Here is a 13090-nt window from a genome sequence, read left to right as displayed (position 1 = left end):
TCGCCATGCATTTCGATCTGGTCGATCTTCGCCTGATGGTCCGCGTGGCCGAGTCCAACAGCCTCACCCGCGGTGCCGAGGCCTCGCACATGTCGCTGCCAGCGGCCAGCACGCGCATCAAGAACCTGGAAGAGAGCATCGGCGCCAAGCTGCTGTACCGCACCAGCCAGGGCGTGACGCTGACGCCGCCGGGCCAGGCCTTCGTGCACCATGCGCGCCAGGTGCTGGGCCAGATCGAGCACCTGCGCGGCGACATGCAGGAGTACGCCCGCGGCATCAAGGGCCACCTGCGCGTGTTCGCCAACACCACCGCGCTGGGCGAGTTCCTGCCGCCGGTGCTGCGCAGCTACCTGCGCACCCACCCCGACGTCAACATCGACCTGCGCGAGCGGCTCAGCCACGACATCGTGCGGGCGGTCAGCGAGGGCCAGACCGACATCGGCATCGTCGCCGGCCATGTGCGCACCGAGAACCTGCAGACCATCCCCTACCGCCAGGACCGCCTGGTGCTGGTGGTGCCCACCGGCCATGCCCTGGCCGAGGCCGGGGGCGGCGTCGGCTTCGAGCAGACGCTCGACCTGGACCATGTGGGCCTGCATGAGAGCAGTGCCATCCACGCCTTCCTGCGCCAGGTGTGCGACGGTCTGCACCGCAGCCTGCGCCTGCGCATCCAGGTGGGCAACTTCGAGGCCGCCTGCCGCATGATCGAGGCGGCCGTGGGCGTGGGCATCCTGCCGGAGTCGGCGGCACGCAGGCATGGGCAGACCATGGCCATCCGCATCGTGCCGCTCACCGACGACTGGGCGGTGCGCGCGATGCATGTGTGCGTGCGCCATCTCGAGGCGCTGCCGCTGTTCGCCCGCGACCTGGTGGACCTGCTGGTGGCCGATGCGGCCCAGGCCGCGCCGTGGGTGCAGCCGGCGCCACCGGTCCGCACGGGCAGTGCCGGCTGAGCTGCGCGATGGCCTGGCCCGGCTACCTGTCGCTGTTCTTCACCGTGGTGCTGCTGGTCACCACCACCTACTTCCTGCTGGGCGGGCTGCCGCTGCTGGTGCTGCAGCACGACACGCCGATGGACGGGCGCTTCGTGCGCCGCTTCTTCGAGATCTACTACAAGGCCCTGTTCGCCGGGGCGGTGGGCGCCTGCATCAGCTATGCGCTGTGGGGGCGCTGGTTCTTCGCGCTGGGCGGTGGCGGCATCGCGCTGGTGGCGCTGGCGCTGCGCCGGCGCGTCATCCCGGCGATGCAGCGCCTGGGCGAGGCCATCCAGTGCGACGACCGCGGCGCCATCACCGCCTTCCGCCGCGTGCATGCGGCCGCGCTGAGCGCCAACCTGCTGCAGCTGGTGCTGCTGGTGTGGGCGGTGCTGCGCATCACGATCTGAGCGCATTCGCCGGCCACGCGCCGGCCTTATCCCTGTTGTTGGCATGGCCTTCATTAGATGCGAACGATTCGCATTTAGGATGGTACCCATGTCGATGCCCTCCGTTCTTCCGCCCCCTGCCCACGCCCGCGAGGCCGTGCCATTGCCTGGGGCCGCCCCGGCCCCGTCGGTTGAGTCGAGCGCCATCACGCCCTGCTGGCCCAGCGAGGTCTTGCTGGGCGACGGGATCGAGGCGCACATCCGCCACGGCGATGCGCTGTACCGCCTGCGCCTCACGCGCCAGGGCAAGCTGATCCTCACCAAGTAAGGCCAGGCGCTCCACACGCCCACCGGCAACGCACCCAGTCCTTCGTCCACGAACGCCCGCGCCGCTGCCAGCAGTCGCCCGCCTGCCGCGCCCGCGTCCAAGCATCCGCCGCCCACCGGCGGCCTGCCCACGGGAGTTCGTCCATGTACCTCGCTCGCAACTGCGTGGCCGCGCCGTCGGCCACCCCGCCCGGCCACCGGCCACCCGCCTTGCCGTGTCACGCCGATGTCCGTGCCGCGGTCGAGGGCGAGGCCTTGCCCGATCTGCGGCTGCTCGACGGGCTGGCCCGCTGGCCCGGCGCCTGAACCCTGGCGCACCGGAGTCCCTGGCATGTGCCGCATCGCCCGCCCGCACCCGTTCTGGCCCACCGCGGGCCAGCCCCTGAACCTGTGGCCCACCCAGGCCGCGCCGGCGCTGCCGGACATCCCCGCCCCACGGCCGTCCGGCTCGCGCCGGCGTCGCCTGTGGGAGCTGGACAGCCATGCCTTCTGCCCGGTGATCGGCGTGTGCCTGCCGCTGGACGCGGTGCGTGCGCTGGTGCAGCGTGAGCAGGGGGCCGAGGCCCCCACCGACGACTACGGGCTGCACTGCGAGGCCATTGCCGCCAGCAAGCGCCGCACGCCGCTGGCCGAGCGCATCCAGCAGGCGCTGGACACCCGCTATGCCGAGGCGCTGCGCACGACGCGGGCGATCAAGGACACCGAGGCGCTGGCCAGCTGGTGGCGCGCGGCGCTGCAGGGCGATGGCGTGGCCGGAGCGCTGTGGGCCACGCTGACCCACGCCGCCTGCGACACCCTGCTGGAGGAGCAGGTGCTGCACGACATCCACCTGCTGCAGCACCAGTGGGGTGCCGCCGAGCGTGCCGACCGCCGCCGCCTGCGCGAGCTGCAGACCGCGCACGAGCGCCTGCAGCACAGCCAGGGCACGCTGCTGGCGCGCCAGGCCGAGCAGTTGCAGCAGCAGGCGCTGCGCCTGGAGCAGCTGCAGGCCAGCCTGGTGCAGTTGCGCGGCGAGCTGATCGGCCGCGACACCCGCATCGCGCAGCTGTCGCACGCCCTGGCGCAGGCGCAGCAGGCCAGCCCCGACCTGGCGCCCCGGCGCGAACTGCAGGCCCAGGTGCTGGCGCTGCGCGAGCGCCTGGTGGGCCTGGACCGCGCCCTGCGCCATGCACGCCTGGCCGCGGCCGGCCCGGCCACGCTGCCCGCCAGCGCCAGCGCCTGTACAGCGCCCGCGGCGGCCGCCGCGCCGGTGCCCGTGCCGCTGCCCTGGCCGGCGCTGTCGCAGCGTGCGGTGCTGTGCGTGGGCGGGCGCAGCCGCGCCGTGCCGGTGTACCGCCATGTCATCGAGCGCGAAGGCGCGCACTTCGCGCACCACGACGGCGGCACCGAGCACAGCCCGGCGCAACTCGAAGCCTGCCTCGCCGCCGCCGACCTGGTGATCTGCCAGACCGGCTGCATCAGCCACGACGCCTACTGGCGCGTGAAGTCGCACTGCAAGCGCACCGGCAAGCCCTGCCTGTTCGTCGAGCAGTCCAGCCGCAGCGGCCTGCAGCGCGCACTGGGCCTGGCGCACGCCGCGGCCAGCCCGGCCACCCCCTCCTGAACCCCCGTCTTCGCGGAGCCTCGCACCATGAACCCCGTCCACGCCCTCCAGCCCCAGGCCGACCCCGCCCCTGACGACGAGGCCACCCTGCCCTGCCCGCATGCGCTGATCGCCGGCACGCTGGCGCTGATGACCACCTGGGCCGATCCCGCCCCCGGCAGCGCGCTGGACGTGGCCGGCCTGCGCTCGCTGCTGGCACGCAAGGTGGTGTCCAACCTGTTCTTCCTGGCCGAGCACCCGGCGCTGTCACCGGCCATGCGGCAGGTGATGACCCAGGCGCGCGAGCGCTGGCAGGGCCTCACCCACGCCGTGCCGGCCGGTGGCGCGGCCCTGGCGGCGGGCGGCGCCTTCTGGCACTGAGCCGGGCGCGGCCCGGCCTGGCGGGCGTCAGTCGGTGCCGGCCTCGGTCAGCCCGCCCGGGCCGCCCGTGGCGGCCGGCGTGAACAGGCCCAGCGCCGTGGCCACGGCCACGGCCTTCTGGCGGTTGGTGGCCTCCAGCTTGGTCATCGCGCGCTGCAGGTGGAAGTTCACCGTGGCCTCGCTGACGTTCAGCAGCTGGCCGGTCTCGCCGCTGGTCTTGCCGCGTGCGGTCCAGTGCAGGCATTCCAGCTCGCGCCGGCTGACCTGGCCCAGGCGCGTCGACAGGCATTCGTCGCGCACGATGCGCAGCAGGCGGTCGTGCAGCAACTCGGCCAGCAGGCCGTATTCGTCGGGTACGTCGGGCAGCACCTCGGCCTGGCAGAAGGCGCCGCGCCCGCGCACCAGCGACACCAGGCACAACGACATCGGCCGGTGGCTGGCCACGCTCAGCCCCTCCCAGAAGCCGGCACAGGTGGCGGCACGCCAGTACTCGGGTGCCTCGTCCCACAGGCGCTCGGCAGTCCACACCAGCGGCTCCGTGCTCTGGCGGCAGTGCCGCACGATCGGGCTGGTCTCGTGCAGCCGGTGCTGCCGGTAGGTCAGCACCCAGGTCTGCCCGGTCGAGGCCACCATGTGCCGCACCGGCGCGCCAAAGCTGCGCCAGTCCTCGATGACCGCGACCGCGGCGTCGAATCCCAGCGCACCGGCCAGCCGGGCCAGGGCCTGTTCCAGTTCGGCCGACGAGCCGGCGCGTGCCAGGCCCACGATCTCGGGCCGCATCAGGACCGGTGGCGTGGCCGGCGAGGCACCCGCGTGGTGCGCCGTGCTGCCATCAGGTGCAACTGCCTGGCGCCACATCACCACCACTCCATACCGGTGCATTGAGCACCATGATCGAGCGGGTTGGCCATGGAATGACCTAACGTGGAATCGAGAGGACCTCCGTGCAGCCCGCGCCGCACGCCTCCGACTGACTTGCTCATGACTGCGCCTTCTGAGAAGTGCTGTGGCCTGCGCCTGTGCGCACAACAGGCCATGTGGGCCCCGCACGGGGGCTGGCACTGCATCGGTGGGCGCCGTTACCCCAGGGTTGCTGCAGCGTGCGAGGCAGCCGCGCCTGATCTCGATGTCGAACGAAAAATAGCAATTATCGTGCGCGTCATCACAGTCAGGGCTCCACCTCCCCGGTGAACGGCCGATTCACAGGAATCTGACTATCTGAAATATGAGTTTCGGGCCTGTGACGAAGCTGTTACGTTTCCTCGAACCCTTTCTGCGCACCCCTGGGTGCTCCTGCCTTGGCCTTTCCTGACGCCACCGATCCCAGCCCTGCCGGCGATGCCGCCCTGCCGTCGGCGCTGTCTGCGCTCGGCGCTGGTGTCACCGAACGGACACCCGCGGGCCGCGCGTGCGAGCCGCTGTGGCGCCGGCTGCAACGGCGGGTGGCCGATCTGTCGGTGGCGCAGAAGCTGCTGCTGATCTACCTGCTCGACCTGTGCGCGGTGATCTTCATCAGCCACATCCTGGTGCGCGAGAAGTACATCGCCATCGACTTTGCGCGCAAGGAACTGCAGGGCGTGGCCTATGTGGAGGCGCTGCAGCCGCTGATGGTGGCCAGCCTGGCGCCGCTGCCGAAGGCCGACGCCCGCGCCCGCATGGCCGACGCCGTGCTGCAGGCCGACGCGCTGCACGGGCAGGACATGGGGGCCACCGCGCAGGCCACCGCCTGGGCCGATGCGCTGCGCGCCCCGCCGCCAGCGGCGGTGGCGCGGCCACTGACCGCGATCCCGCCGGCCCAGGCCTTGCTGACCCGCGTGGTCAATCAGTCGAACCTGGTGCTCGACCCGGCACTGGATTCCTACTACACGATGTCGCTGGCCATGCTGCGCTATCCGCAGGTGCTGGACCTGCTGACGCGCACGCTGCAACTGCTGCAGGCCCAGCCCTCGGGCAGCGTGCAGAGCCGCGAGGCCCAGGCCCAGCTGCTGGTGCTGCAGGGCGCCATCGTGGTGCTGGCGGCCGATCTGCGCAGTGACTTCGACCAGGCCGTCCAGGCCGGCGGGCCCGAGCTGCAGCAGGCGCTGACGCCCAGCCAGGACCAGATTCTCGACCTGGTGTCGCGCGCCGAGCTGCTGATCACCCATGCGGTGAACGACGGTGTCGATGCGCGCGACCGCGGCGAGTTGATCCGCCTGCGCGAGGACGCGCCGCAGACTGTGCTGCAGGCCTGGTCGCAGGTCACGCGGGCGCTCAGCGGCCTGCTGCAGCGCCGCGTGGACGCCGACTTCCACCGCATGCGCGTGCACCTGGGCACGGCCGCGGTGCTGCTGCTGGCCATCCTGGGGGCGGTGTTCTGGATGGCGCGGCGCATCACCCGGCCGGTGCAGGCGCTGGTGCGGCTGGCCGACGAGGTGCGCGTCAGCGGTGATGCCTCGCTGCGGCTGCAGTGGGACAGCGGCGACGAACTCGGCCGCCTGGGCCGCGCCTTCAACGACATGCTGGGCGAGATGGCCGAGCAGCGCCGCGTGCAGGCCGAGCTGGCCGGCGCCGCGCGCGCCGCCGAGGCCCAGCGCCAGCTGCTGGAGCACACACCGGTGCCGCTGCTGGTGACCTCGGTGCCCGAGCACCGCGTGCTGCATGCCAATGCGCAGGCCGCGCGCTGGCTGCCGCCGGGGCAGCACAACCCCTGGGCGCGCTGCCTCAGCGCCGATGCGCGGCGGCAGTTCTTCCAGACCCTGTCCGATCTGGACGTGGTGCGCGAGCAGGAGGTGTGCTGGCGCACCGCCGGCGTCGAGCACTGGGTGCTGCTGTCGGCGCGCCGGTTCGATTACCAGGGCCAGCCGGCGGTGCTGACCACCATCACGCCGATCGGCACGCTCAAGCAGGCCGAGCAGCGGCTGGAGCTGTGGGCCAAGGTCTTCGAGGCCTCGTCCGAAGGCATGGTGCTGCTGGATGCCCAGCGGCGGGTGCTGTCGGCCAACCAGGCCTTCTGCCGCGTGGGCGGTGTCGACGAACTGGGCCGCCCGGCGCTGGCCTCGGTGCGCCTGGGCCCGCAGGCGCTGGCCGACGTGCCGGCCGTGTGGCAGGAGGCCGAACGCCGCGGCTGGTGGCGCGGCGAGGTGAGCCTGCATGCGCCGGACGACAGTGCCGCCGAAGGCCTGCCGGCCCTGGCGGTGGTGACGGCGGTGCGCCACCGCGAAGGTGCGCTGACGCACTTCATCCTCACCTGCATGGACATCAGCGACCGCAAGAACGCCGAGGAGAGCGTGCGCTACCTGGCACACCACGACGTGCTGACCGGCCTGCCCAACCGCACCGTGGCCGAGCAGCGCCTGCGCGAGGCCATGGCGCAGGCGGCCGCTACGGGCGAGTCGATGGCGCTGCTGTTCATCGACTTGGACCGCTTCAAGAACATCAACGATTCGCTGGGCCACCATGTCGGCGACGCGGTGCTGCGCACGGTCTCGCAGCGCCTGCTGCAGGCGGTGCGCCATGGCGACACGGTCAGCCGCTTCGGCGGCGACGAGTTCGTGGTGCTGCTGCATGCGGTGAGCGACCCGGCCGAGGCGCACCACGTGGCCGAGCGCCTGGCGGCCACGCTGCGCGAGCCGATCGGCGTGGACGGCATCGACCTGATCTGCTCGTGCAGCGTGGGTGTGGCCATGTTCCCCGGCGAGGCCAGCACCATCAACGAGCTGATGCGCCATGCCGACGCGGCGATGTACGAGGCCAAGGCCGACGGACGCGACCGCATCCAGTTCTTCAACCGCGACGTCAACGGCCGGGTGCAGCAGCGCCTGCGCCTGGAGATGCACCTGCGTCAGGCCATCGAGCAGGGCGAGCTGAGCCTGGTGTACCAGCCGCAGGTGGATGGCCACAGCCGCCGGCTGCAGACGGTGGAGGCGCTGCTGCGCTGGCAGTCGCAAGAGCTGGGCAGCGTCTCGCCGGCCGAGTTCATCCCGGTGGCCGAGGAGTCACGCCTGATCGTGCCCATCGGCGAGTGGGTGATCGAGCAGGTCTGTGCCCAGCTGGCCGACTGGCGCACCCGCGGCGTGCCCATCGACAGCGTGGCGATCAACCTCTCGGCGGTGCAGCTCGACGACGACCAGCTGCCGGCGGCGCTGCACCGCTCGATGGCCCGGCATGGCGTGTCCGCCAGCGCGCTGGAGCTGGAGCTGACCGAGTCCACGCTGATGGAGCGCGGCAGCGTGCAGCGCTTCGGCCAGCTGCAGGCCTTGCGCGAGCTGGGCGTGCGCCTGTCGATCGACGACTTCGGCACCGGTTATTCCAGCCTCAGCTACCTCAGCCGGCTGCCGATGGGCAAGCTCAAGCTCGACCGCGAGCTGGTGCGCCATGTGCTGCAGGAGCCGCGCGACCTGAAGATCGCCCACGCCGTCATCTCGCTGGCCCACGGGCTGGACATGCGCGTGGTGGCCGAGGGCGTGGAGGACGAGGCGCTGCTCGTGCGCCTGGTCGAGCTGGGCTGCGACACGATCCAGGGCTACCACACCGGCCGGCCGATGACGCCGGCCCTGCTGGAAGCCTGGGTGCAGAGCAGCCAGACCGCGCCGGTGCCCTCAGCGGCCTGAGAGCACCACGGCGGGCCGGCCGGCACGGCGGGCGCATCGCACGCCGCACCCACCCCTATGAGATCTCACAGTCCAGTGCGCTGGACGCGCGACGATATCCAGGACATCCCCTACGTCCATGAGAGAAGTCCGCATGAGATCGATCGAGATGCCCCCCACGCCCGGGATGCCGGCAGCGCACGATGACGGGTCGGAGCCCGCCTTCTTCCGCTACCACGGCGTGATGTCGCCGGGCATCCGCGCCTTCCGCCGCATCGGCTTTCCGGCCAAGGCGGCCTGGGTGTCGATGGCCTTCCTGCTGCCCATCGTGCTGCTGGCCACCTCGCTGTGGATCACGGCGCTGGGCAACATCGACTTCTCGGCCCGCGAGCGGGTGGGCGTGCGCTATGTGCGCGCCGTGCTGCCGGTGCTGCAGGCCTCGCAGAACCTGCGCCGCGCCGCCGCCAGCCAGGCGGTCGATCTGCCGCAGGCGCGCCAGGCGCTCGACGAGGCCATGCAGCGCCTGGCCGAGGTGCAGAACACGCTGGGCGCCGAGCTGAACACCACCGAGGCCTGGGACAAGCTGCGCCAGCAGGTGCAGCAGGCCAACGCCGGCGCGCACGGCACCGGCGGGCCGGGCACCGCCTTCAGCGCCCACACCGCGGTGGTGGAGGCCGGGCTGCGCCTGCTCAATGACGCGGCCGACAACTCCAACCTGACGCTGGACCCTGACCTGAACACCTTCTACCTGATGGATGCGTCGGTGTTCGCGATGCCGCAGCTGGCGGAGCAGTTCGCCCGCCTGCGCGGCATGGGCATGATGGTGCTGCGTGCCGGCTCCACCACCGCCGAGCAGCACGACGGGCTGAACACCGCGCTGGCCTTCGCGCAGACGCACCAGGCGCAGACCGAGAAGTCGCTGCAGCGGGCCACCGCCGCCGACGCCACGCTGAAGGACGAGCTGCACCTGGCCGACATGCAGGACGCCAGCCGCCGCTTCACCGGCCTGGTGCTGTCGCAGGCGCTGGGCGACATGCCGGGCGGTGATCCGGCCGCGTTCCTGGCGCAGGCCAACACCGCGATCGAGCTGCAGTACAAGACCATCCACACCGTGCTGGAGGCGCTCGACAAGCGCCTGGCGCTGCGCGTGGACGGCCTGCGCCATGTGCTGATGCTGCAGAGCCTGGTGTCCTTGTTCGGTCTGGTGGTGGCGGTGTACCTGCTGGTGGCCTTCTACCGTGTCACGCAGGGCGGCATTGCCGAGGTGGCGCGCCAGCTGCGCGAGATCTCGCAGGGCAACCTGACGCTGCAGCCGCGGCCCTGGGGCCGCGACGAGGTGGCCTCGCTGATGAACACGCTGGCCGCCACGCTGGATGCGCTGCGCCGCACCGTGACCGTGGTGCGCGACGGGGCCGGCGAGATCCACACCGCCAGCAGCGAGGTGGCGGCCGCGTCGCTGGACCTGTCGCACCGCACCGAGCAGACCGCCAGCCAGCTGCAGCGCACCGCCTCGGCGATGTCGCAGATCGGCGGCACGGTGTCGCAGTCGGCCGAATCGGCGCGGCACGCCGCCGAGCTGGTGGCGCGCAACGCCGCGGTGGCCGCCCAGGGCGGCAGCGAGGTGAACCAGGTGGTCGACACGATGGGCGAGATCCGTCGCTCGTCGGGCCGCATCGAGGAAATCATCGCCACCATCGACGGCATCGCCTTCCAGACCAACATCCTGGCGCTGAACGCGGCGGTGGAAGCCGCGCGCGCCGGCGAGGCCGGCCGCGGCTTCGCGGTGGTGGCCAGCGAGGTGCGCAACCTGGCCCAGCGCTCGTCGAGTGCGGCGCGCGAGATCAAGGGCCTGATCGGCGCCAGCGTCGGCCAGGTGGAGACCGGCTCCACCGTGGTGGGCCAGGCCGGCCACACCATGCGCCAGATCGTCGACCAGGCCAACCAGATCAAGCAGCTGATCAGCGAGATCAGCGACGGCACGCTGGCGCAGACCAGCGGCCTGTCGGAAGTGAACCAGTCGGTCGAGCAGCTCGACGGCATGACGCAGCAGAACGCTGCGCTGGTGGAGCAGACCGCCGCGGCGGCCGCCTCGCTGCACGACAGCGTGCAGCGCCTGAACCAGAGCGTCGCGTTCTTCCGCATCGCCTGATCCGGCCGCTGGCCGGGGCCACCCCACACCATGCACACACGCGCCGCCCACGGCGCGACAGGGAGTCCACCACATGCGCATGAACCTGCCGGTCACCGACCGCGAATACCCGCTGGGCGCCGACCAGACCCTGGTGTCGGTCACCGATCTGAAGGGCCGCATCGTCTACTGCAACGATGCCTTCGTCGAGGCCAGCGGCTTCACGCTGGACGAACTGCTCGGCCAGCCCCACAACCTGGTGCGCCACCCGCACATGCCGCCCGAGGCCTTCCGCGACCTGTGGGCCACGGTCGGCGGCGGACGGCCCTGGACCGGGCTGGTGAAGAACCGGCGCAAGAACGGCGACCACTACTGGGTGCGCGCCAGCGTCACGCCGATCCGCAGCGGACGGCAGATCAGCGGCTACCTGTCGGTGCGCACGGTGCCGGGCCGCGACAGCGTGGCCCAGGCCGAGCGCCTGTACGCGCAGATGCGGGCCGCCTCGGGGGCCGGGGCGGTGGTGCTGTCGGGCGGCCAGGTGCTGGTGCCGGGCGCGCTGGCGCGCCTGCGCCGCCAGGTGCAGGGCCAGTGGCGGCGCTGGCACCTGGAGGGCGCCGCCAGCCTGGGCGCGGCGCTGCTCACCGGCCTGGCCGCCGCCGCCGGGCCGGCGCTGCTGTGGCTGCCGCTGGGCGTGGCCCTGTCGGCGCTGGCCTGGTGGCTGGGCTGGCGCCGGCAGGAGGCACGCGTGCAGGCCGTGGCCGACGATGCGCTGGCCCTGGCCGCGGGCGACCTGACCCACGGCGTGAACGTGCACGGCCCCGACGCGCTGGGCCTGTTGCAGACCGCGCTGGCCCAGCTGGGCGTGAACCTGCGCGCCACCATCGCCGATGTGCGCCAGCAGATCGAGCAGGTGCGCGCCTCGGCGGGTCACATCGCCGCCGATGGCCGGGCGCTGTCCGACCGCACCGAGTCGCAGGCCGCCAGCCTGCAGGAGACGGCCGCGTCCATGACCCAGATCCAGCAGACCGTGAGCGACACCGCCGAGCGCGCGGGCCGCGGCGCCGATCTGGCCAGCACGGTGCGCAGCGTGGCGCAGCGCGGCCAGGGCGCGGTGCGTGACACGGTCGACTCGATGGACGGCATCAGCGCCTCGTCGCGCAACATCGGCGACATCCTGCAGGTGATCGAGGGCATCGCCTTCCAGACCAACCTGCTGGCGCTGAACGCGGCGGTGGAGGCGGCCCGCGCCGGCGACAGTGGCCGCGGCTTCGCCGTGGTGGCGGCCGAGGTGCGCGGCCTGGCCCAGCGCACCACGCAGTCGGCCAAGGAGGTGCGCCAGCTGATCGCCGAATCCAGCGGCCGCATCGGCGAGGGCGTGCACCACAGCGTGCAGGCGCAGTCGGCGATGGGCGAGGTGCTCAGCAGCGTGGAGGCCGTCAGCGAGATGCTGGGCGGCATCGGCGATGCCGCGCGCATGCAGCTGATCGGTGTGTCGGAGGTGGCGCAGGCCGTGTCACAGCTTGACGAGGTGACGCAGCGCAACAGCGCCATGGTGGAGGGCCTGGCCGCGGCCACCGTGCAGCTGGACCACCGCGTGCTGCGCGTGCGCAGCGCGATGCAGCTGTTCCGCCTGCAGCACAGCGACCGCTTCGTCTGCGAGACCGATGCGGTGGCGCTGCGCCGTGCCGCCAACGACCGGCGCGACGCACCGGCTGCCGCGGCGGCCTGAGGGCCTCAGTCGGCGTACTGGCCCGCCGAGCGGATCAGCGCGCCCCACTTGTCGATCTCGGGCTTCAGCCAGCTGCGCAGGCCCTCGGGCGTCTGCTTGGCCTCGGGCACGATGTCGGCGCCCAGCTCGGCCATGCGCTGCACGATGGCCGGATCCTTCAGCGCCGCGCGCAGCGCGTTGCCGAACTTCTCGACCACGGCCGGTGGCGTGCCCTTGGGCGCGTACACGCCGTGCCACACCTTGACCTCGAAGCCCTTCAGGCCCGATTCGTCCAGCGTGGGCGTGTCGGGCAGCGACTTCAGGCGCTCGTGCGTGGTCACGCCGTAGAGCTTCACGCTGCCGGCCTTGATGTGCTGCAGCGTCTGCGTGGTCTGGTCGCACAGGATGTCCACCTGCCCGCCCAGCAGCGCATTCAGCGCCGGCGCCGTGCCCTGGTAGGGGATGGTCGTCAGGTCAGTCGCCACCATCTTCTGGAACAGCATGCCGCACAGCTGGCTGACCGCGCCCAGCCCGGCATGGGCCAGCGTGAGCTTGTTGCCCTGCGCCTTGACATAGGCGATCAGCTCCTGCGGCGTCTTGGGCGGCAGATCCTTGCGCGCCAGCAGGGTCATCGGCACATCCACCACCTGGCCCACGTACTCGAAGTCGGTCAACGGGTTGAAGGCCAGCTTGCGGTACAGGCCCGGTGCGGTGGCCATGCCGTTGTGGTGGATCAGGAAGGTGTAGCCGTCGGGCGCGGCCTTGGCCACGTAGCCCGAGGCCAGCGTGCCGCCGGCCCCGGTCTTGTTCTCCACCACCACGCCCTGGCCCAGCGTCTTGCTCATGCTGGCGCCCAGCGCGCGGGCCACCACGTCGGTGGGGCCGCCGGCGGCAAAGGGCACCACCAGGGTGATGGACTTGGTGGGATAGGTCTGCGCCTGGGCCAGCATCGGCAGGCCGGCCAGGGCCAGCGCGGCGACGCCGCACCAGGCGGCCAGGCGGCGCCGCGGCGCCAGGGGTGTGCGGGTCATGT

The 13090-nt window shown here is 72.1% G+C and carries 11 protein-coding genes; 9 read left to right on the top strand and 2 right to left on the bottom strand.

Annotation, left to right across the window (positions count from 1 at the left end):
• Positions 1–5: 5 nt before the first annotated feature.
• From AACH10_RS14065 to AACH10_RS14040, 6 genes are all read left to right on the top strand, one after another.
• Entirely contained in the window at positions 6–953 is a 948-nt protein-coding gene (locus AACH10_RS14065; RefSeq protein WP_341411057.1) for a LysR family transcriptional regulator, read from the top strand.
• 8 nt (positions 954–961) lie between these two features.
• Positions 962–1384 (top strand): hypothetical protein, encoded by a 423-nt coding sequence (locus AACH10_RS14060; protein WP_341411056.1) that lies wholly within the window; start codon positions 962–964, stop codon positions 1382–1384.
• A gap of 88 nt (positions 1385–1472) precedes the next feature.
• Entirely contained in the window at positions 1473–1691 is a 219-nt protein-coding gene (hemP, locus tag AACH10_RS14055; protein ID WP_341411055.1) for a hemin uptake protein HemP, read from the top strand.
• Positions 1692–1834: 143 nt separating this feature from the next.
• Positions 1835–1996, top strand: a complete 162-nt coding sequence (locus tag AACH10_RS14050) for a hypothetical protein (protein ID WP_341411054.1) — start codon at positions 1835–1837, stop codon at positions 1994–1996.
• Positions 1997–2021: 25 nt separating this feature from the next.
• Positions 2022–3293 carry a DUF2325 domain-containing protein gene (locus AACH10_RS14045; RefSeq protein ID WP_341411053.1) on the top strand — a complete coding sequence of 424 codons (1272 nt, stop codon included), beginning with the start codon at positions 2022–2024 and terminating at the stop codon, positions 3291–3293.
• A 27-nt stretch (positions 3294–3320) separates the two neighbouring features.
• The gene (locus AACH10_RS14040; RefSeq protein ID WP_341411052.1) at positions 3321–3653 is read left to right on the top strand and encodes a hypothetical protein; all 333 of its coding nucleotides are present in this window, start codon (positions 3321–3323) and stop codon (positions 3651–3653) included.
• A 27-nt stretch (positions 3654–3680) separates the two neighbouring features.
• On the opposite strand, the gene AACH10_RS14035 is transcribed toward AACH10_RS14040, so the two are convergent.
• Entirely contained in the window at positions 3681–4433 is a 753-nt protein-coding gene (locus tag AACH10_RS14035) for an autoinducer binding domain-containing protein (RefSeq protein WP_341411051.1), read from the bottom strand.
• A gap of 518 nt (positions 4434–4951) precedes the next feature.
• Between AACH10_RS14035 and AACH10_RS14030 the strand changes: the two genes are divergently transcribed.
• From AACH10_RS14030 to AACH10_RS14020, 3 genes are all read left to right on the top strand, one after another.
• The gene (locus tag AACH10_RS14030; RefSeq protein ID WP_341411050.1) at positions 4952–8242 is read left to right on the top strand and encodes an EAL domain-containing protein; all 3291 of its coding nucleotides are present in this window, start codon (positions 4952–4954) and stop codon (positions 8240–8242) included.
• Positions 8243–8375: 133 nt separating this feature from the next.
• Positions 8376–10370, top strand: coding sequence for a methyl-accepting chemotaxis protein (locus tag AACH10_RS14025; protein ID WP_341411049.1), 1995 nt, complete (start codon positions 8376–8378; stop codon positions 10368–10370).
• Between the two features lie 73 nt (positions 10371–10443).
• Positions 10444–12078: a methyl-accepting chemotaxis protein gene (locus AACH10_RS14020; protein WP_341411048.1), complete on the top strand. Its 1635-nt coding sequence runs from the start codon at positions 10444–10446 to the stop codon at positions 12076–12078.
• A gap of 5 nt (positions 12079–12083) precedes the next feature.
• Here the strand turns inward: AACH10_RS14020 and AACH10_RS14015 are convergent, their stop codons facing one another.
• Positions 12084–13088 carry a Bug family tripartite tricarboxylate transporter substrate binding protein gene (locus tag AACH10_RS14015; RefSeq protein ID WP_423228604.1) on the bottom strand — a complete coding sequence of 335 codons (1005 nt, stop codon included), beginning with the start codon at positions 13086–13088 and terminating at the stop codon, positions 12084–12086.
• Positions 13089–13090 lie beyond the last annotated feature (2 nt).

It is taken from the genome of Pseudaquabacterium inlustre (assembly GCF_038066595.1).
In the GTDB taxonomy this organism is placed as follows: Bacteria; Pseudomonadota; Gammaproteobacteria; order Burkholderiales; family Burkholderiaceae_C; genus Pseudaquabacterium; species Pseudaquabacterium inlustre.
The sequence above is the reverse complement of the archived record's forward strand: the minus strand, read 5'-3'. Positions and strand labels throughout refer to the sequence as shown.